The sequence below is a fragment of the Serinicoccus sp. JS2-9 genome (genome assembly GCF_059025165.1).
Genome location: NZ_CM180091.1, coordinates 130,879 through 150,009 on the forward strand (window position 1 = coordinate 130,879; position 19,131 = coordinate 150,009).

The following is a 19,131-nucleotide window of genomic DNA, read 5'->3' on the forward strand; positions in this document are numbered from 1 at the left end:
TCGCGCCTCGCTTGTGACAACTTTCACGAACTCCTCAGAGTCTAGGCCGGACACCCTGGCGGGCCAGCGCAGGGATGCCTCAGAGGGATTACGGGAGGCATCGATGTGCTAAACCACGGGCGACGTCGGTGGGGGTGAGGGCAACCATTCGCGACGCTCGGTGGGGGCAGGGGCAATCATTCGCGACGCCCGGTGGGGGTGGGGGGCGGTGGGGATGGGGGCGGGGGGTCAGGGGCGGCGGCGTTCCAGGACGTCGCCGAGGAGAAGGGGGTGGTCGCGGCGCTGCGCGAGGTCGCCCTGCTGGGCGAGGAAGAGCTCGGCGCAGGCGAGGGCGTCGGTGACGGCGGAGTGGGCGCGGTAGCGGGGCAGTCGATAGGCACGGCGGCAGGCGGCCAGCCGCAGCCGGCCGGCGGGGACCTCCTCGGGGCGCAGCCGCAGCAGCCGCCGCGCCATCTCGAGCGTGTCGACGACCGGCCACGTCACGGTCGTGCCGTAGTGCTCGCGGCAGGCCGCGTCGAGGAAGTCGGTCTCGATCCGGGCGAAGTGGGCGAGGAGCACGCGACGGTGGCCGCCGTGCGCGCCGGCGAGCGCCTCCAGCACATGCGGCAGCACCTCGGCCAGCGGCGGGGCGGCACGGAGCGCGTCGTCGGTCAGGCCGTGCAGCACCGCGGACTCCCCCACCTCGCCGCGGGGCCGGACCAGGTGCTGCCCCGCCCCGGACAGGTCGATCTCGTCGCCCCGCACCGGTACCCACCCCACGGCGAGCACCTCGTGCCGCCGCGGGTCGAGGCCGGTGGTCTCCAGGTCGAGCGCCAGCAGCTCCACCTCCGCCAGGGGCGTGTCGTCCGGTGCCACGGGCGCCGCAGCGAGGTCGGCGAGCGGCCCGGGCGGCGGCGGCCCGTCCGGCCCGGCCCGGCGTGCGCCCCGGCGCAGGAGGTCGCCCAGCCCCATCAGCGCACCTGCGGGAGGCGGGCGGCCAGCCCCTGCTGGGCGGTGCGCACGATCTGGAAGGCGTCGCGCAGGTGGCGGCGTTCGAGGCTGCCGAGGCCGCGCGGGTCGAGATGGTTGTCGGGCCGCTCGCCATCGCGCACCTGGGCGGCCTGGTGCCGGAGGCGCAGGTAGGACAGCAGCTCCAGCGCGTCGGCGAGGTCGGTGGCGCTCTCCGCCGGCAGCACGCCCCGCTCGGCGGCCGCCGCGAGCCGAGCCCCGGTCGACAGGGCGGTCGACCCCGCGCGCAGCGCCTGCACCCGCGCCAGCTGCACGATCGCCGCGATGCCTCGCTTGAGGTCGAGCGTGTCCCGGTGCTCCCCCTGGTCCTCCAGGACGAACCCGCGGAAGAACCCGATGGGCGGGCGCATCCGGGCCGACTGCGCGGTGAGGTAGGCCAGCAGCAGGTCGGAGCGCCCGCCCAGGGGGACCACCTCCTCCCGCAGCGTCCGGACGAGGTCGCCGTCGCCGTGCACGGCCCTCATGTCGTAGAAGATCGCCGCCCACAGGACCGCCTCCGGCTGCGGCTCACGGGTCCACCGCCCGAACTGCGCGCGCCAGTCGGACGCGCGCATCCGCCAGCGCGGGTTGCTCGCCATGACGTCGCCGTCGCACCGGGGGAAGCCGCATACCTCGAGCCCGTCGGTGACGAACCCGGCCAGTGCCGCCCACCACGGATCGTCGGGGTCGGCGTCGTCGGCGAGGACCAGGGCGTGGTCCTGGTCGCCGCCGAGGCCCTGCTCCTCCCGCGCGGCCGACCCCAGCGCGGCCCAGGCGTAGGGCGCGGGCGGGGGGCCGAGCTCGGCCTCGGCGAGGGCGATGAGCCGGGCGGTGAGGGCGTCCGTGAGGGCGGTGACGACCCGGCCGATGTCCGCGGCGGTCGCATCCTCGGCCACGAGCTGCTCGACGACCTGGGGTATGCGGCGGGCCTGGGCGGCCAGCCCGTCGACGTCCTCCTGCCGTTGAACGTCGGCGACGAGGTAGACGGGGTTGGAGCGCTCCAGCCGGACGAGGTCGGTGGTCGTCACCAGCCCGAGGACCGCCCCGGACGCGTCCACCACGGGAAGGTGGTGGATGTTGCGGCCGGTCATCTCCAGCATCGCCTCCAGGGCCAGCGCCTCGGCACCGACGGTGACCGGCCGCGTCGTCATGACCGTGTGGACCGGGTGGCCCGGGTCCACCCCGGCGGCCAGCACCCGGCGGCGCAGGTCGCGATCGGTGACGATGCCGGCGAGCCCGCCCTCAGCCATGACGAGCAGCGAGGAGACGCCGGCCTCCGTCATGATCCGCGCCGCCTCGGCCACCGGCGTCTCCGGGTCGGCGGTCACGGGCTCGCCCCGCAGGAGGTCGCGCACCGCGGTCTTGAGGACGGCCGAGCCGCGGGTCGGGGTCTGCAGCTGCCGGAGGGCGGCGCGGATCCGCCCGTGGTGCGCCGCGGCGAAGTGGACCCCCACCACCGGGTGCGCCGCGGCCAGCGCGTCGAACTCCTCCCGCGGCAGCGTCAGCAGCAGCGTGTCCTCCCGGGCAGTGGCGTCATACCGGCTGGGCGCATGCTCGACGACGCCGGACAGGCCGAAGCCGCTGCCGGCGCCCACGCGGTCCACGAGCTGGCCGTCGTCGGTGATGTCGACGGCCCCCGCCCGCACGACGTAGAGGCGGTCGTCGCGGTGTCCCGCGCGCAGCACGGTGGAGCCGCGCCGGACGTAGCGGACCGTGCACCGCGAGGGCAGTCGGTCCAGCACCTCCGGCGGCAGGTCCGCGAAGGGCGGGTGCGCCGCGAGGAAGTCGCGGATCTCCGCCAGCTCGACGTCCATCCCCTACTTCTACACCGGGGCGAGGGCATCCGCACGCGTGCAGGCGTGACCAGCGCCCCTCAGGGGCGCGACGCCAGGATCAGGCGATCGGGCCCGGCGTGGAGGGGGCGACCGCGTGGTGCAGCGCCACGACGCCGCCGGTGAGGTTGCGCCACCGCACCTGGGTCCACCCGGCGGCCCGCACCTGCTCGGCCAGCTCCCGCTGCGCCGGCCAGGCGCGGATGGACTCGGCGAGGTAGACGTAGGACTCGGGGTTGGAGCTGACCCGGCGGGCGATCTGCGGCAGCGCCCGCATGAGGTAGTTGCGGTAGAACGTAGAGAAGACCGGCACCACCGGCTGGCTGAACTCGCACACGACGAGACGACCACCGGGTCGGACCACCCGGAGGAACTCCCGCAGGGCGGCGTCCACGTCACTCACGTTGCGCAACCCGAAGCTCATCGTGACGACGTCGAAGGACCCGTCGGCGAAGGGGAGCGCCATCGCGTCTGCCGCGGTGAAGGGAAGGTCCGGGCGACGCCGACGGCCCTCCCCCAGCATCCCCGTGGAGAAGTCCGCGGGCACGACGTCGATGCCGCGATCGGCATACGGCTCGCTCGAGGTGCCCGTGCCCGCGGCGATGTCGAGGACGCGCTCCCCCGGGCGCGCGTCGACCGACGCGACCACGGCGCGACGCCAGAGGTGGTCCATCCCCCCGGACAGCACGGTGTTGGTCAGGTCGTAGCGGCGAGCCACGCCGTCGAACATCTCGGCGACCTCGCGTGGCTGCTTGTCGAGCTGGGCGCGCGTCGGGTTCATGCCAGCCATCCTCGCACCACGCCCTACAGTGGACGGCTGTGGCTCCACCCCCTGTGCTCCCCCGACTGCGCGCCCGGACCGTCGCGGTCGACGCCCCCGGCGACCTGCTGACCCGCGTGCCGGACGAGGTCGACCCGCGCGAGGCGGTGGCCTGGCTGCGTGAGGGCGACGGCCTGGTCGGCTGGGGCCGGGTCGCCCACCTGGAGTGCACGGGGCCGGAGCGTTTCGCCACGGCCGAGCAGTGGTGGACCTCCCTCCACGCGGTGGCTGAGGTCGAGGACGAGGTGCGCCTACCCGGCACGGGCCTGGTCGCCTTCGGGTCGTTCGCGTTCTCGCCGGGGTCGGCGGACGCCAGCGTGCTCACCGTGCCCCGGGTGGTCATCGGCCGCCGGGACGGCCTCGCCTGGGTGACGACCGTGGTGCGGGACGACGAGCCCTGGCCCACCGCCCACCCGGCCGAGCTGCTGGGTCGCAGCAACCCGGATCTCGCGGTCCTGGACCCGGTCGTCGAGAGCGACGGCTCCATCCCCGCCGCGCAGTGGCCCGAGGTGATCGCGGCGGCGGTCTCCCGGATCGCCGAGGGCGAGGTGGACAAGGTCGTCCTCGCCCGCGACGTCGCCGTGCGCCACCGCGACGGGCAGGCGGTGCGCCTCGCCCCGGTGCTGGAGCGCCTGGAGAAGCGGTATGCCGCCACCTGGACCTTCGCGGTCGACGGCCTGGTCGGCGCCACGCCGGAGATGTTGGTCCGGCTGCAGGGCGGGCGCGCCCGGTCGCGGGTGCTGGCGGGCACGATCCGCCGGCCGAACGGCATACCCGTGGCGCGGGCCGGGGACCCGGCGCTGGCCGCGGCGGGTGCCGACCACCCCGCCGACCCGCGGCTGCGACTCGTGAGCAGCGCCAAGGACCTGGACGAGCACGCCTTCGCCGTGCGCTCGGTCGCCGAGGCGCTCGCGCCGCACTGCTCGGAGATGATGGTGCCGGAGGCGCCCTACGTCCTGGAGCTGCCCGACGTCTACCACCTCGCCAGCGACATCAGCGGCATGATGCGCAGCGGGGCGACCTCGCTGCGGCTGGCGGCGGCGCTGCACCCGTCGGCGGCCGTGTGCGGCACCCCGACCGAGCCGGCGGCCCGGCTCATCGACGAGCTCGAGGGGATGGACCGTGGCCGGTATGCCGGACCCGTCGGCTGGATGGACGCCTCCGGCGACGGCGACTGGGGCATCGCGCTGCGCTGCGGTGAGCTCTCCGACGACCGGCACTCGATGCGACTCTTCGCCGGCGGTGGGATCGTCGCCGCCTCCGACCCGCAGGCCGAGCTCGCTGAGACCGAGGTCAAGCTCACCGCGATGCGGCACGCCCTGGGCCTGGGCTGACGCGCCACGTTCTGGACATAGCTTTTGGGGGAACGGGCCCCAGAATCCTCTGTCCAGAACGAACGGCCCCCTTTCGTACATGAGCAGTCGAAGGGTCCTCGATACAGGGCGCAGGCCGCTGCGTGAGGGCCCTTCGACTGCTCATCCGGCGAGACCACGCGCGTCAGCCCGCTGCGCGCGGGGGGTTCCGCGTCTCCGACCCACCCGACGCCCTCGGCGGTCGCGACGGCTCCGGGCGCCGCGGGGACCTCGGCGGCCTCGGCGGACTCGGGGGCGTCGGCGGACCCGATGGCCTCGGCGGACCCGACGACCCCGACAGCCTCTTCGGACTCGGGCACGAAGCGGGCCGCACCCCATACCCCTGCTGCGGCCGCCAGCAGCGCGAGCACCGGCAGCTGCACCAGGCCGATGCCCCACCAGGCGGCCAGGGCACCAGCTCCGGCACCGAGCACCGCGCCGCCGGAGAAGGCGGCGTGGAAGAAGGGCATGAGCGAGCGGGCCCGCACCTGCTCGACGTGCGTGCCCTGGATGTTCATGGCGACGTCCCAGACGCCGATGTTCATGCCTGTCACGAGCAGCGCCACCAGCAGCAGCGGCACGAAGGGGACGACGGACACCGCGGCCCAGCCGAGGCAGCCCAGCAGCACCGACACGAGGACGACGCTCCGACTGCCGAACCGGTCCACCAGCCGCCCGGTGAACGGCATCGCCAGGAGCGAGCCGAGCCCTATACCCATGAGCGCCAGCCCCAGCTGCGCCTTGTCGGCGCCGAGGTGGTCACGGACCGCGGGCACGCGCGCGAGCGCCTGTCCCATGACGAAGCCGGCGCTGGCGAAGACCACCAGCACCGCCGTGACCGATCCGCGCGGGTCCCGACTCACGACATACCCCCTCCGACATGGAAATTCGACCATGGTTCTTCGCGCCATGGCAGAAGAAGCAGTGGTCGAAAACGTCTCGCCCCACCGGCGTAGGGCTTGCCACACTGTGCCCATGACGACGCCAGCCACGAGCGCCCCCGCACCGCTGATCGACCTGGGCCGCGACGACCTCCCCCGGATCGAGGCACTGCTCGAGAAGGTGTGGTTCTCGGTCACCCCCGGGGCGACGCTCGACCACCTCGCCGACGAGCTGGATCTCGCGCACGCCCGAGCCGTCGAGCGCGCCGGTGACCCGTTGCCCGGCGAGGCACCGGACGCCGACCGCCCACTCAGCGGCGTCTACAGCGCCTTCGAGATGGCGGTCACGGTGCCAGGAGCCGCGGGCTCGCTGACGCGGGTCCCGATGGACGGCCTGACCTTCGTCAGCGTCGACCCTGACGCCCGGCGTCGCGGCGTGCTGCGCCGGATGATGAGCGACCACCTGCACCGCCTCCACGACCGGGGCGAGGTGGCGGTCGCCGGCCTGCACGCGTCGGAGAACGCGATCTACGGCCGCTTCGGCTACGGCTGCGCCAGCGTCGACACCCAGCTCACCCTCGGGCGCGGCACCGAGCTGCGTGCCGCGCCCGAGGTCGTCGCATCGGCGGACGAGGTCAGCACGCACGTGGTCCGGGTCGACACCGACGAGGCGCGGGCCACGCTGCACGCTGCGCACCTGGCCTGCGCCGAGGTCACGCTGGGCACGGTGACCCGGCCGGACGCGCTCGCCCCCACCTGGTACGCCTTCCGCGACCACCCGAAGGCCCGCGGCAGCAAGGAGCCGAGGCGGCTCATGCTCGCGCGGCGCGGTGAGGAGATCACGGGGTATGCCGTCTTCCGGCGGGACAGCAAGTGGGACGACGCGACTCCTGCCGGCGAGGTCGGCGTGGCTGAGCTGGCGACCCGCGACCACGGCACGCTGCTGGCGCTGGCCCGGCGGCTGGTCGACCTCGACCTGACGACGAAGACGACCTTCTGGGACCGCCCGGTGGACGATCCCCTCGCCTGGTGGACCGGCAGCCCGCGGTCCGCGGGGATGAAGGTCTTCGACTCGCTCTGGATCCGGCCGGTCGACCTGCCGCGGGCGCTGACCGACCGGGGGTATGCCGAGGGCGCGCCGCTGGATCTCGTGGTCGAGGTCGCGGACGAGCTGTGCCCGTGGAACGCCGGTCGGTGGAGGGTCCAGATCGACGCCGACGGCGCCGCGCAGGTGAACAGCAGCGACCGGGACGCGGACCTCGCGACGCCCGTGGCGGCGCTGGGCGCGGCCTACCTCGGCGGCCGAACGCTGCTCGCCCAGGTGCCGACGCTCGGCGTGCGCGAGATCACGCCGGGCGCGGTGCGGGCGCTCTCTCGCGCGATGCGCGCCGACACCGAGCCGATGCCGGCGATCGGCTTCTGAGCGCGCCGGCCTAGGACTCGGCGGCCTGCTGGGTGACGGCGGTGTGCTGCTGGGCCAGCTTGCGCAGCGCGGACAGCACCGGGTCGACCAGGACGGTTCCGACGACCACCTGGCGCACAGCCGAGACGGGGTCGGCCGGCACCGAGGCCACGTCGACGGCGGCGATCTGCTCGGCGGCGTCGGCGTAGAGGTCCATCCGGCTCTCGTCGAGACCGATCCCGGCCTCCCCGCACGCCTGCCACGCCCGCTCCAGCGGAGCGACCGCGGGGTCGTCGGGGGCGACCTGCCACCCGCGGTCGCGGAGCCAGCGCTGGGCCCGGGAGCCACGCTGGTCAGCCGCGACGTCGGAGGGGCCCGCCCCGGAACCGTCGGCGCCACCCGAGGCGACCGACGAGTCAGAGGCGCGCGGGCGGCATACCGGATCATCGGGCGAGCCTGAGGCCTCCGGAGCGGCGCCGAACAGCGCCTGCTGCGCCACCGCGAGCACCCCCAGTCGCTCGACGTCGGGGCTCTCCATCGTCGCCAGCACCCGCCCGACCGTGGCGAGGTCGAGGCCGCCCACCTCCATGAGCGCCCGCACGAGGCGGACCCGCTCGGCATGGCTGTCGTCGTAGTCGGACTGCGTGCGCGACCGCGCCCACCCCGGATGGAGCACACCCTCGCGTAGGTAGAACTTCAACGTCGGCACGCTCACGCCGGTCGCCGCCGCGAGCTCGGAGATCCGCATGACCCCACCCCTTGCCTTGGATAGTGCAACTATCTATATTGGACAGTGGAACTATCCAATAGTACCGGAGGGGACTCCGCTGCAGTCACGCACCCACGCCTACGACGCCGAGGACGGGCTCGTCGTCTTCCACATCGGCATCACCATCGCCAAGCCGCTACGCATCGACCAGTGGGGGCCGGTGGTCCGGGCGATGCCGCGGATGATCGCGGAGCTGGAGCGCAACCGGGACGAGGCGGCCCGTGGCGAGGCCGAGGACCTCGGCTTCCTGGGCAGTAGCTACCTGGTCGGGGGCAAGGGGCCCTGGCTCGTGCAGTACTGGCGCTCGGTCGACCAGCTCTACGCCTACGCCTCCGACCGGACCCGCGAGCACTTCCCGGCGTGGCGCGCGTTCACCGGAGCGGCGAGCAGGGCCCCGGGAGCGGTCGGCATCTGGCACGAGACGTATGTCGTGCCCGCCGGGGGGATCGAGACGCTCTACGGCAACGGGGCGCGGGTCGGGCTGGGGGCCGTCGCCGGAACGGTGCCGGTCGGGCGGCGGGGCCGCCGCGCGAAGGAGCGGCTGGCGGGGTCGTTGACGCCCTGAGGGGGTCGTCAGTGCGCCGAGGTGGCGGCGCGGCTCTCACTCCGACCACAGCTGCGCGTCTGCCTGCGACACAGGCGTGGGCGGAGGAACGCCTGTGTCACGAGGAGACGCGCAAGGCCGCGAGGTCGTCGCGCACCCGGCGGTGACCGCTCCGGTCGAGCGGCACCTCCACGACGCGGATGCCGGGCGAGAGGGCGCCCTCGCCCTCGGGCCGTGCCGGTGCCGCGGGTGCCGCCAGGGTGTCGGCCAGGTGCGCGAGCGACGTCACCCGCCGGTGCGCCACCCGGTATGCCGTGCACAGCGCCGCGAGGTCGGTGCGGTGCGGCGTGCCGAAGACGCGCTCCGCGGTGGCGGCTTTCTCCTCGGAGGTCGTCCGGGAGGGATGGCCGTACTCCAGCGTCGAGAAGATCCCGCCGCCGTCGTCGTTGACGACGACGATCGTGAGGTCGGGTCGGGGCTCCTCCGGGCCGATGACCAGGCCGCCCGCGTCGTGCAGGAAGGTCAGGTCGCCCATGAGCGCCACGGTGCGGCCGGACTGCTGCGCGAGCGCGGCGCCGACCGCGGTCGAGACGGTCCCGTCGATGCCGGCCAGCCCGCGGTTGGCGACGACCCGGGCGGGGGCCTGCGAGCCGTCCAGGGCCAGGGCCAGGTCGCGCGGCACGGTGGAGGACCCGAGGACCAGCTGGTCGCCCGGTGCGAGAGCCGCCGCCACGGTCGCGGCCACGCCGGGGCCGGTCATCCGGGACGGGTCCGGACCTGCGTCCGGCGCGGCCACCTGCCGCGCGCGCTCGGACAGCCCGGTGCTGGCGCCCGCGTCCAGTCCGGCCGCCTGCCGCACCCCCGCGGACAGGCCGTCCCCCGCGCTCACCCACGCCCCCACCCAGGCGGCGGCGCCGGGCGCCGGTGCTGGTGGCGCGGCGAGGACGGCCACCGGGTGGACGCGCGAGACGACGTGCGAGGGATCGGTCCACCGGTGGGTCGCCGAGACCTGTTCGACCCGCATCCCCGGGAGCCGCAGCAGAGCACCGAGCTCGCGGAAGAGCGTCAGCCGTCCTACCACGACCACCCGCTCCGGCAGCAGCGCGTCGGACCCGCCACGCGCCACCGCTCCGGCCACCAGCGGCCCGTGCGGCACCAGTGACGCCCTGGTCGCCAGCAGCCCGAAGGGCTCGGCCACGACCGGCCAGCCGGCGCCCTCCGCCCACGCGAGCGCCCGGCGGGTCAGCTCCGGGTAGGGCAGGTCACCCAGCAGGACGAGGGTGCGCTCCCCCGCCTCGACACCCGGCGCGGTCCGCTGGGTGCCCGCAGGTCCGCCGTCCACCGGTCGCCGTCCGTCTGCGTCGTCGTGCTCGCCGCCCTCGGCGCCGCCCGCGGACCCCACGACGGTCCAGGGGACGCCGCCTGAGCGCCCTGCCAGCACCTCCGGCAGGCCGTCGGCCTCCGGCGCGCCCGCACCGTCAGCCGCGGGTACCCCCGCACCGGGCGGTTCCGGCGCCAACGGGTCCCGCAAGGACACGTTGAGGTGCACCGGCCCGCCGTCCGCCCACGTCACCGGACCACCGCTGGCGCCCGCCGCCGCCCCCACCGCACCGTGCCCGGTCGCGGCGAGCGCGCGGCATACCGTCGAGCGCCAGTGGGCAGCGGAGGCAGCGGTGACGGACTCCGGCGCCGGGAGGTCGCACTCCCAGCGCACGACGCCCGCGAAGATCCCCGGCTGCACCGTGGTCTGGTTGGCCCCCGTGCCGCGCAGCTCGGCCGGGCGGTCGGCCGACAGCACGACGAGGGGTATGCCGCTGTGGTGCGCCTCGAGCACGGCCGGGTGCAGGTTCGCGACCGCCGTGCCGGACGTCGTGACCACCGGCACCGGACGCCCGCCGACCCGCGCGAGACCGAGCGCGAGGAAGCCGGCCGAGCGCTCGTCGATCCGCACGTGGAGCCGCAGCCGCCCGGCGCGGTCGGCCGCCTCCAACGCATACGCGAAGGGCGCCGAGCGGGAGCCGGGGGCGAGGACGGCCTCGCGCACACCGCCGCGCACGAGCTCGTCGACGACGACGGTGGCGAGAGCGGTGGACGGGTGCACGCCACGATGGTGCCACGCCCCGGCCCGACGCCCGCTCCCCTCCGATGCACGGCACTGCCCGGATCGCGCCTAGAGTGAGGTTTCATGGCCTCGAACTTCGACATCGAGCTCAAGGACGCCGTCGCGCCGCTGGTCCTCGCGCTCGACGTGGGGTCCACCGCCAGCCGGGGCATGATCTATGACGCCGCCGGACGCCCGGTCGGCAAGCGCGCCAAGACGCCGCACAGCTTCACCGTCGCCGCGGACGGCACCTCCGAGATCGACCCCGAGCAGGTGGTCACCGAGGTCAAGGGGCTCATCGACGAGCTGCTCGGCTCGCTGAAGAAGGAGCAGATCGCCGGGGTCGCGCTCGACACCTTCGCCTCCAGCCTCGTCGTCGTCGACGCCGACGGTGCGCCGCTGACCCCCTGCTTCACGTATGCCGACGGTCGCTGCTCGAGGCAGGTCACCGAGCTGCGCGAGGAGCTGTCGGAGGAGAACCTCCAGCAGCGCACCGGGACCCGGGTGCACTCGAGCTACTGGCCGGCACGGCTGCGCTGGCTGGCTGCGGAGCGCCCCGACGTGGTCAAGCAGGCCGCGACCTACCTGTCCCTCGGCGACTACGTGATGGGCCGGCTCACCGGCACCTTCGCGACCGGGACGTCGACCGCCTCGTGGACCGGCCTGATCGACCGGCACACGGCCGAGTGGTATCCCGAGCTGGTCGAGATCAGCGGCATCGGTATGGACCAGCTGCCGCCGATCCACCACCTCGACGAGCCGGTGCCGGTGGCCGAGAAGGAGGCCGCGAAGATCGCGAAGAAGTGGCCGGCCCTCGCGGAGGCCAGCTGGTTCGCGCCCATCACCGACGGGTTGGCCGCCAACGTCGGCCTCGGCGCCCACGACGAGACCGCGATCGGCGCCTCGTGCGCCACCTCCGGCGCGCTGCGGGTGCTCGTGCGGGAGATGCCCGAGACGCTGCCGCCGGGCCTGTGGTGCTACCGCGTCTCCCACGATCGAGCGCTGCTCGGCGGGGCGCTCAACGACGTGGGCCGGGCGCTGGCCTGGGCCGACGTCACGCTGGCCGTGGACCAGGTGGGGCCGGAGGCGCTCTCGGACGCGCTCACCGCGGAGCCGCACGAGACCACGCCCCTGGTGCTGCCCTTCTTCAGCGGCGAGCGCAGCACCGGCTGGGCCGCCGACGCCCGCGCCGTGGTGACAGGCGTGACCGCCGCCTCGGCGCCGGCCGAGGTCTACCGCGGGGTCGTGGAGGGCATCGCGCTGTCCTACGCCCGGATCGCCAGCCAGCTGCGCGAGGTGGCCCCGCAGCCGGAGAAGCTCTACGCCGGAGGCGGCATCGCCGCCGACCGGCCCGAGCTCATGCAGATCATGGCCGATGCCATGCGCACCCCGGTCACCCCGGTGACGATCAAGCGCTCCACGCTGCACGGCACCGCCCTGCTGGCCCTGGAGACGCTCGCCCCCGACGTGCGGCGGGCCAAGCCGGATCGCGGCCCCACGCTGACGCCGGACTACGCCCGGCGCCCGTACTACACCGAGCGCTTCGGGCGCTTCCAGCAGGTCTACGAGGCACTCTTTGGCTGAGGCCACGGCCCGGTCGCTGGCCGACGACCTGCGCGGGCGCGACGACGCGGCGCTCGCCGCGCTGCTGCGGGCCCGCCCCGACCTGGCCCGCCCCGCTCCCGCCGACCTGAGCGCCCTCGCCGCCCGGGCCACCACCCGGGCCAGCGTGCAGCGCGCCCTGGACTCGCTCGACCTGGCTCACCTGCAGGCCCTGGAGGCGCTCGTCGTGGCCGCACCGGCGGGCGACCAGCAGGTGGCCACCCTGCTCGGATGCTCCGACGACACCGCGGCGCTGCTGCTGGACGACCTGCACGACCTCGCGCTCGCCTGGCGCTCGCCGGAGGGTATGCGGCCCGCGCGCGCGGTGGCCGAGGTCGTCGGCTCCCCCGGTGGGCTGGGGCCCGAAGGCGCCGACGTGCCGGAGGGCACGGACCTGGGTAGGGCCCTCTCGGGCCTGGAGGATCGGCACCGCAGCCTGCTCGACGCGCTCACGTGGGGGCCTGCCCGCGGCGCGGTGGCGAGCCCGACGGGCGGCGCCGGTGGCTCTGCGGTCGGTCGCGCCGCCGAGGAGCTCGTCGCGGCCGGGTTGCTGCTGCGTGAGGACGAGGCGCACGTGGTCCTCCCCCGTCAGGTGGCGCTGGAGCTGCGCGGTGGTCGGCTGCATCGCCAGAGCGCGGTCGAGCCGCCCGAGATCGAGCATGCCGACGTGGACCAGGAGGTGGTCGACGCGGCGGCCGGCGGACGGGCGGGCGACCTGCTCGTGCTCGTGACCGAGGTCGTCGACACCTGGGGCGTCCGCCCGCCCCGCGTGCTGCGGGCCGGTGGCCTCGCTGCCCGCGACCTCACCCGGCTCGCGGCACACCTGGAGACCGGCGAGGAGGAGACCGCCTGGCTGCTCGAGGTCGCCCACGCGGCCGGGCTGCTGGCCGTCGACGACGGCGGGCACCGGGCCGACGCCCAGCCGGTCTGGGCGCCGACGACCACGGCCGACGCCTGGCTGGAGGACGACGCCGGCGCCCGGTGGGCGGTGCTCGCCACCGCGTGGTGGGGGATGTCCGCGGCCCCCGCCCTCGTGGGTTCGACCGAGCAGGGTCGCGTCAACGCGCTGTCGACCGCGACGTCATACCCCCTGGGGCGGCAGCGGCGCCACGACACGCTGCGTGCGCTGGCCAGCCTGACCCCCGGCGCCGCCGCGACGGCCGAGGCGCTGGGCGGGCTACTGCGCTGGCGCCACCCGCTGCGAGCGGCGCGCGCGCAGGGAGACCACGGCGTGGGCGCACCCACCGCGCTGCGGGAGGCCGAGTGGGCCGGCGTGACCGGCCGCGGCGCGCTGTCCACACCCGGCCGGGCCGTGGTCGAGGACCGGGAGCACGCCGAGGGAGTCGGGACGCCAGCGACGCTCATGGAGCCGCTGGTGCCACCGGCGGTGGACCACGTGCTGCTGCAGGCCGACCTCACCGCGATCGCCCCGGGGCGGCTCGACGGCGCCGCGCGCAGCCTCATGCGCCTGGTCAGCGATGTCGAGTCACGCGGCGGGGCGACCGTGCACCGCTTCTCCGAGGAGAGCGTGCGGCGGGCGCTGGACCTGGGCTGGACGGCCGACCGGGTGCTGGAGGAGCTGGCGGCGGTCTCGCGGACGGGTGTGCCGCAGCCGCTGGACTACCTCGTGCGCGACGTCTCGCGACGTCACGGCCTGGCGCGCGTGGGGGCGTGCGCGGCCTATCTGCGCTGCGACGATGCGGCGCTGCTGGACCGGATCGAGCGGGATCGGGCGCTCGGCATGCTGCAGTGGCGCCGGATCGCACCGACCGTCCTGGTCACGCCGGTGCCCGCGCCGACGGTGCTGGACCTGCTGCGCGAGGAGCAGTACGGCCCGGTCGCCGACGGCGGCGACGGCGGCCTGGAGCTCGCGACCGCGAGCCAGCGTCGCGCGCCGCGGCCCAGCTCACCCCCGGTCCGCGTCAGCGGGGTGGACGAGGTGGTGGCCGCCCAGGTCGTCGCGGTCATGCGCCGCGGCGACGGCGGGCGCCCGGCGGACGGCCAGGGAGAGGGCCTGACCGACCCGGTCGTCATCAGCGCGGCCGTGCGCGAGGCGGCGGCCGACGGGCAGGCGCTCTGGATCGGGTATGCCGACGACGCCGGTGGCGTCGCCACCCACCTGTTGCACCCGCTGGCGGTCGAGGGTGGGCGGGTCCGCGCGACCGTCGGTGACGCCGACCTCGCTCGGACCTTCCTGCTGCACCGGATCACCCGGGTGCGGCCGGCGGACTGACCGGCCGATTCCCTGCCGCTGCTCCCCGAATTCGACCACGGGTTGTCGCGCCAGGGCACAACAAGCCATGGTCGAATTCTGGGACGGCGACCTGAGGAGGCAGTCCTCAGAAGACGCGCACGCGGTCCTCCGGCGCGAGCCAGAGGGCGTCGCCCTTCTCCGTGCCGAAGGCCTCGTGGAAGGCGTCGACGTTGCGCACCGTGTTGGCCCGCAGGTCGGCCGGGGCGTGCGGGTCGATCGACAGCAGCCGCCGGGCCTCCTCCTCGCGGGCGACCGTGCGCCATACCGAGCTCCAGCCGAGGAAGAAGCGCTGCTCGCCGGTCCAGCCGTCCAGCTCGGGCGCCTCCCCGCCGGTGGCGATGGCGTAGGCGAGGTGCGCCAGCTCGAGCCCGCACAGGTCGCCGATGTTCTCGCCGACCGTGAGCCCGCCGTTGACCGTGGCCTCCTCGCCGGGGATGTCGCGCGGCGACAGCGTGTCGAACTGCGCGATGAGCTGCTGGCTGCGCGCGTCGAAGGCCTCCCGGTCGGCCTCGGTCCACCAGTCGGTGAGCGAGCCGTCACCGGCGTAGCGGCTGCCCTGGTCGTCGAAGCCGTGCCCGATCTCGTGCGCGATGACCGCGCCGATGCCGCCGTAGTTGACCGCGTCGTCCGCCTCGACGTCGAAGAACGGCGGCTGCAGGATCGCGGCCGGGAAGACGATCTCGTTGAGCATCGGGTGGTAGTAGGCGTTGACCGTCTGCGGCGTCATGAGCCACTCGTCCCGGTCGATGGGGCCGCCGATCTTACCCAGCTCGCGGTCGGTCTCGAAGGCCGCGCCGCGCCGCACGTTGCCGACGAGGTCCTCCGGATCCAACTGGTATGCCGTGTAGTCGCGGAAGGTGGGCGGGTGCCCGATCTTGGGGCGGAAGGCCTCGAGCTTGTCCAGCGCGCGCTCGCGCGTCTGCTCGCCCATCCACTCCAGCTCGCCGATGCGGCGGCGGAAGGCCTCGGTGACGTGGCCGACCAGCTCGGTCATCCGCTCGCGCGCCGCCGGCGGGAAGTGCGCCTCGACGTAGAGCTGGCCGGCGGCCTCCCCCAGCAGGCCCTCGACCAGGCCGACGCCGCGCTTCCACCGCGGCTTGTTGGCGGGCGTGCCGGACAGCGCCGTGCCGTGGAAGGCGAAGTGCGCGGCGACGAGGTCGGCGCCGAGGTAGGGCGCCAGCCCGTCGAGCAGCCGCACCGTCAGCCAGGCCTGCCAGTCGGCGAGCGGCACCTCGGTCAGCGCTGCAGCGACGGCGGTGAGCACCTCCGGCTGACGCGCGACGACGGCGTCGAGGGCCCCCTCGGGCACGCCCAGCCCTTCCACCCAGGCGTCCCAGTCCCAGCCCGGCGTGCGCTCGGCGAGCTCGGCCCGGGTGAGGCGGGTGTAGGACTTCACGGCGTCGCGGGCCGCGACGCGGTCCCAGTGGGCGGCGGCGATCCGCTCCTCCAGCGCGTAGACCCGCTCGACCGCGTCGTCCCCGAGCACCTCGTCGAGACCGGCATCGGCGAGCGCGGGCGCGGCGAGCTCCAGCAGCCGGCCGAGGTAGCTGCGGTAGGCCTCCCGGACCGCCTCGTGCTCGTCGGCGGTGTAGTAGGCCTCGTCGGGCAGGCCGATGGCGCCCTGGTGGAGGTAGACGATGTAGCTGTCGGGGTCACCGGCGTCGGCGGTGACGAAGGCGTGCACCAGGCCCTCCACACCCTCGCGCTGCAGGCGGCCGGAGAGCCGGGTCAGCTCGCCCACCCCGCTCACCGCAGCGATGTCCGCGAGCGGCTCGGCGAGCGGGGACAGGCCCAACTGCTCGACCCGCCCCTCGTCCATGAAGCTGGCGTAGAGCGCGCCGACCTTGCCCGCCGGGGTGTCGAGGGCGGGCTGCTTCTCGGCCGCCCGCTCGATGAGCTCGCGGACGGCGTCCTCGGCGTTCTCCCGGAGCATGTCGAAGGAGCCGTAGCGCGAGCGGTCCTCCGGGATCTGCGCGGTGGCGAGCCACCCTCCGTTGACGTGCTCGAAGAGGTCGTCCTGGGGGCGGACGTCGGGGTTCATCGTCGCCCGGTCGATGCCGGAGCTGCGCGGTGCATGCATGCGCCCTACGGTATGCGGCGCCTCACCGGGCCCTCATCCTCCCCCGGGACGATCGCGCGGCGGGCGCTCCCCCGGGGGCGAGGGGCACGGCATACCGCCGCGGTCAGGGCAGTTCCCCCAGGACGCGAAGGGCGACGCGCACGGGCAGGCCGAGCAGTCGCCCGGCGTCGACGAGCAGCGACAGCCCGTCGAGGGCGTCCCCGATCCCGCCGAGAACGTCGCCGGCGTCGGTGCGGGTGCGCCGGGCGTCGCGGCTCAGCGTGGTCGGGAAGTAGTGCTCGTCGCGGCGCAGCTGGGCCTCGACCGCCGCCGCCCGCTCCACCAGCGCCGGCACGTCCTCGTCGGGGAAGAGCCGCGGGAGGAGGTTGAGCTCGTAGGTCAGGGCGACGAGCAGCGCGGTAGGCCGATCCGCCAGCCGGTCCTCGCGCAGCACCCTGAGCAGCCGGTCGCGCACGCTTCCCTCCCGGGAGGCGGGACCGGGCAGGTGGCGGCCCCGCCGGACCCTCCCGCGCCGCAGGGCCCCCTGGTCGCGCAGCCGGGACAGGACCTCGCGGACCTCCCGGCGAGGCGGCCGCCGCAGCTGCTGCGGACGCTGCCCCACGACCGCTGCGGCCACCCGCTCCAGCAGCGGGTCGCCACCCGTCGTGGCCGGCAGGTCTGACGACAGCTCGCCGCTCTCCTCCAGGGCGAGTCGGCGACGACCCAGGAGCTCGACGACCAACGCGATCCGCACCCCGCGCCGCACCGCAGCCGGGTGCACCAGCCAGTCCCCCGTGTCGTCGTCGAGGAGCAGCAGGGCCAGTTCCTCCGCGAGCAGCATCCCGTCATCCTAGGAAGTCCGGCGGGGTCGGGCGCGGCAAGCTGCACGTCGACCTCCGTGAGGTGGCCGAGCCTCGTGAGGCGTCGGCCCGCGCCGACACCCGCCGCACCGGCTAGCGATGGGCTCCAGCGTTGCCGCGAACGCTCTGGCAAGCCAGGCCCAGCGTGCGCCCGACTCGCACCGGACGTGACGAACGCGCGTCCGGTGCGGGGGCGACTGGCACCGGACGTCACGGCATACCTGAAGAGTCCCGACGACGCGCCGCACGGAAGCGGCTGCAGCGTTCACGTGAACGCTCCGGCCGATCGGGTCGGGCGCGCCACCGGCTGCAGCGTTCGCGTGAGCGCTCTGGCCGCTCGGGTCGGGCGCAACCCGCGGCCAGGTCTCAGCTGCCGGCGAGCGCGCGCACGACCCGCGAGGGCGCGGGGCGGCCGAGCTGCTCGGCCATCCAGGTGCTGGTCTCGACGAGCGCGTCGAGGTCGGCGCCGTGCTCGATGCCGAGGCCGTCCAGCGCCCAGACGAGGTCCTCGGTCGCGAGGTTGCCGGTCGCCGACCTGGCGTAGGGGCAGCCGCCCAGACCACCGGTCGAGGCATCGACGACGCGGACCCCGCCCCGGATCGCCGTCATGGTGTTGGCGAGCGCCTGGCCATAGGTGTCGTGGAAGTGCACGGCGGTCTGGTCGGCGCCGATCCCCGCGTCGTCGAGGGCGCCGAGCAGCCGGGCGACGTGGCCCGGCGTGCCGACCCCGATCGTGTCTCCGAGGGAGAGCTGGTCGCAGCCGAGATCCATGAGCCGCAGGCAGACGTCGACGACCTGCTCGACCGGGACCGGGCCCTCCCACGGGTCGCCGAAGCACATCGAGACGTAGGCCCGCACCCAGGCGTTGCCGTCGAGCGCCCGCTTCACGACGGGGGCGAACATCTCGACCGACTCGGCGACGGAGCGGTTGAGGTTCTTCTGCGCGAAGGTCTCGGTGGCGCTGCCGAAGATCGCGATCGAGGTCACCCCGCGCTCCAGCGCACGGTCCAGGCCGCGCTCGTTGGGCACGAGCACGGGCCGCTTCTCCCCCAGACCTTCGGGCCCAAGCAGCTCCAGCAGCTCCTCGGCGTCGCCGAGCTGCGGCACCCATGTCTGCGGCACGAAGCTGGTGAGCTCGACCGTGCTCATCCCCGCGGTGAGCAGCCGCCGCACGAACTCCGCCTTCACCTCGACGGGCACGACGGTTTTCTCGTTCTGCAGCCCGTCGCGCGGGCCGACCTCGTAGATCGTGACCCGATCGGGCAAGCCCGGAGCTGGCTCGACCATCGGCAGAGATCGCGGCTGCGGATCCGTCATAGGCTCACTGTCTCAGATGCCGTCGCGGCAGCCGGGCCTCACGATCGCGTGAGACGGAAGACTGGAGGCGTGACGGTGCACATCCTCGGCCACCCGGACTCGACCCGCGTCGAGCGCCGCCCCACGGCCTATCGCTGCGACATGCTGGGCTACGGCGGCTCGATGACCGACCGGGGCGACGTCTCGCTGGACACCCAGGGGCGTGTCCTCGCGGCTCTCCTCGAGCACTAGCGTGAGGAGTGGGTATACCGCACATCCAGCTCGACGCACCCGAGGCGCGGGAGCGCGTCGTACGCGCCTGGCTCGGCGCGCAGGGACGGAATGCGGGGCGGGCGGCATACCGTTAAGACC

At 74.8% G+C, this 19,131-nt stretch carries 14 protein-coding genes and 1 pseudogene; 6 read left to right on the forward strand and 9 right to left on the reverse strand.

Annotated elements, in window-relative coordinates:
• Positions 1 to 228: 228 nt before the first annotated feature.
• The 3 genes from AC5PYY_RS00700 to AC5PYY_RS00710 all read right to left on the reverse strand — a co-directional run bounded on the left by AC5PYY_RS00700 (position 229) and on the right by AC5PYY_RS00710 (position 3,600).
• Entirely contained in the window at positions 229 to 951 is a 723-nt protein-coding gene (locus AC5PYY_RS00700; RefSeq protein WP_493897925.1) for an exonuclease domain-containing protein, read from the reverse strand.
• Positions 951 to 2,801, reverse strand: coding sequence for a DUF294 nucleotidyltransferase-like domain-containing protein (locus tag AC5PYY_RS00705; protein WP_493897926.1), 1,851 nt, complete (start codon positions 2,799 to 2,801; stop codon positions 951 to 953). Before AC5PYY_RS00705 ends, AC5PYY_RS00700 begins: the two co-directional genes overlap by 1 nt.
• Before the next feature lie 79 nt (positions 2,802 to 2,880).
• Positions 2,881 to 3,600, reverse strand: a complete 720-nt coding sequence (locus AC5PYY_RS00710; protein WP_493897927.1) for a demethylmenaquinone methyltransferase — start codon at positions 3,598 to 3,600, stop codon at positions 2,881 to 2,883.
• Positions 3,601 to 3,638: 38 nt separating this feature from the next.
• On the opposite strand from AC5PYY_RS00710, the gene AC5PYY_RS00715 reads away from it, so the two are divergent.
• Positions 3,639 to 4,973, forward strand: coding sequence for an isochorismate synthase (locus AC5PYY_RS00715; RefSeq protein WP_493897928.1), 1,335 nt, complete (start codon positions 3,639 to 3,641; stop codon positions 4,971 to 4,973).
• Between the two features lie 320 nt (positions 4,974 to 5,293).
• Here AC5PYY_RS00715 and AC5PYY_RS00720 read toward each other — a convergent pair.
• Positions 5,294 to 5,968 (reverse strand): annotated as a pseudogene (locus AC5PYY_RS00720) (MFS transporter); the annotation flags it as partial.
• Here AC5PYY_RS00720 and AC5PYY_RS00725 point away from each other — a divergent pair.
• Positions 5,967 to 7,295 carry a GNAT family N-acetyltransferase gene (locus AC5PYY_RS00725; protein WP_493897929.1) on the forward strand — a complete coding sequence of 443 codons (1,329 nt, stop codon included), beginning with the start codon at positions 5,967 to 5,969 and terminating at the stop codon, positions 7,293 to 7,295. The pseudogene AC5PYY_RS00720 and the gene AC5PYY_RS00725 sit on opposite strands and share 2 nt — an antisense overlap.
• A gap of 10 nt (positions 7,296 to 7,305) precedes the next feature.
• Here AC5PYY_RS00725 and AC5PYY_RS00730 read toward each other — a convergent pair whose 3' ends face one another.
• A complete protein-coding gene (locus AC5PYY_RS00730; protein ID WP_493897930.1) occupies positions 7,306 to 8,022 on the reverse strand; it encodes a MerR family transcriptional regulator in 717 nt (238 codons plus the stop codon).
• Between the two features lie 16 nt (positions 8,023 to 8,038).
• Between AC5PYY_RS00730 and AC5PYY_RS00735 the strand changes: the two genes are divergently transcribed.
• On the forward strand, positions 8,039 to 8,608 hold the full coding sequence (locus AC5PYY_RS00735; protein WP_493897931.1) for a DUF4188 domain-containing protein: 570 nt from the start codon (positions 8,039 to 8,041) through the stop codon (positions 8,606 to 8,608).
• Positions 8,609 to 8,705: 97 nt separating this feature from the next.
• Here the strand turns inward: AC5PYY_RS00735 and menD are convergent, their stop codons facing one another.
• Entirely contained in the window at positions 8,706 to 10,688 is a 1,983-nt protein-coding gene (gene menD / locus AC5PYY_RS00740; protein WP_493897932.1) for a 2-succinyl-5-enolpyruvyl-6-hydroxy-3-cyclohexene-1-carboxylic-acid synthase, read from the reverse strand.
• 84 nt (positions 10,689 to 10,772) lie between these two features.
• On the opposite strand from menD, the gene AC5PYY_RS00745 reads away from it, so the two are divergent.
• Together AC5PYY_RS00745 and AC5PYY_RS00750 are read left to right on the forward strand one after the other, a co-directional pair.
• Positions 10,773 to 12,272 (forward strand): gluconokinase, encoded by a 1,500-nt coding sequence (locus AC5PYY_RS00745; RefSeq protein WP_493897933.1) that lies wholly within the window; start codon positions 10,773 to 10,775, stop codon positions 12,270 to 12,272.
• A complete protein-coding gene (locus AC5PYY_RS00750; RefSeq protein ID WP_493897934.1) occupies positions 12,265 to 14,523 on the forward strand; it encodes a helicase-associated domain-containing protein in 2,259 nt (752 codons plus the stop codon). The genes AC5PYY_RS00745 and AC5PYY_RS00750 overlap by 8 nt, the downstream gene beginning before the upstream one ends.
• Positions 14,524 to 14,629: 106 nt before the next feature.
• On the opposite strand, the gene AC5PYY_RS00755 is transcribed toward AC5PYY_RS00750, so the two are convergent.
• The 3 genes from AC5PYY_RS00755 to AC5PYY_RS00765 form a co-directional block, all read right to left on the reverse strand.
• Positions 14,630 to 16,624, reverse strand: coding sequence for a M13 family metallopeptidase (locus AC5PYY_RS00755; RefSeq protein ID WP_493897935.1), 1,995 nt, complete (start codon positions 16,622 to 16,624; stop codon positions 14,630 to 14,632).
• Between the two features lie 103 nt (positions 16,625 to 16,727).
• Positions 16,728 to 17,444 carry a GPP34 family phosphoprotein gene (locus AC5PYY_RS00760; RefSeq protein WP_493897936.1) on the reverse strand — a complete coding sequence of 239 codons (717 nt, stop codon included), beginning with the start codon at positions 17,442 to 17,444 and terminating at the stop codon, positions 16,728 to 16,730.
• 385 nt (positions 17,445 to 17,829) lie between these two features.
• Positions 17,830 to 18,780 carry a hydroxymethylglutaryl-CoA lyase gene (locus tag AC5PYY_RS00765; protein ID WP_493897937.1) on the reverse strand — a complete coding sequence of 317 codons (951 nt, stop codon included), beginning with the start codon at positions 18,778 to 18,780 and terminating at the stop codon, positions 17,830 to 17,832.
• A 69-nt stretch (positions 18,781 to 18,849) separates the two neighbouring features.
• Between AC5PYY_RS00765 and AC5PYY_RS00770 the strand changes: the two genes are divergently transcribed.
• Positions 18,850 to 19,011, forward strand: coding sequence for a hypothetical protein (locus tag AC5PYY_RS00770; protein WP_493897938.1), 162 nt, complete (start codon positions 18,850 to 18,852; stop codon positions 19,009 to 19,011).
• The last annotated feature ends 120 nt before the right edge of the window (positions 19,012 to 19,131 follow it).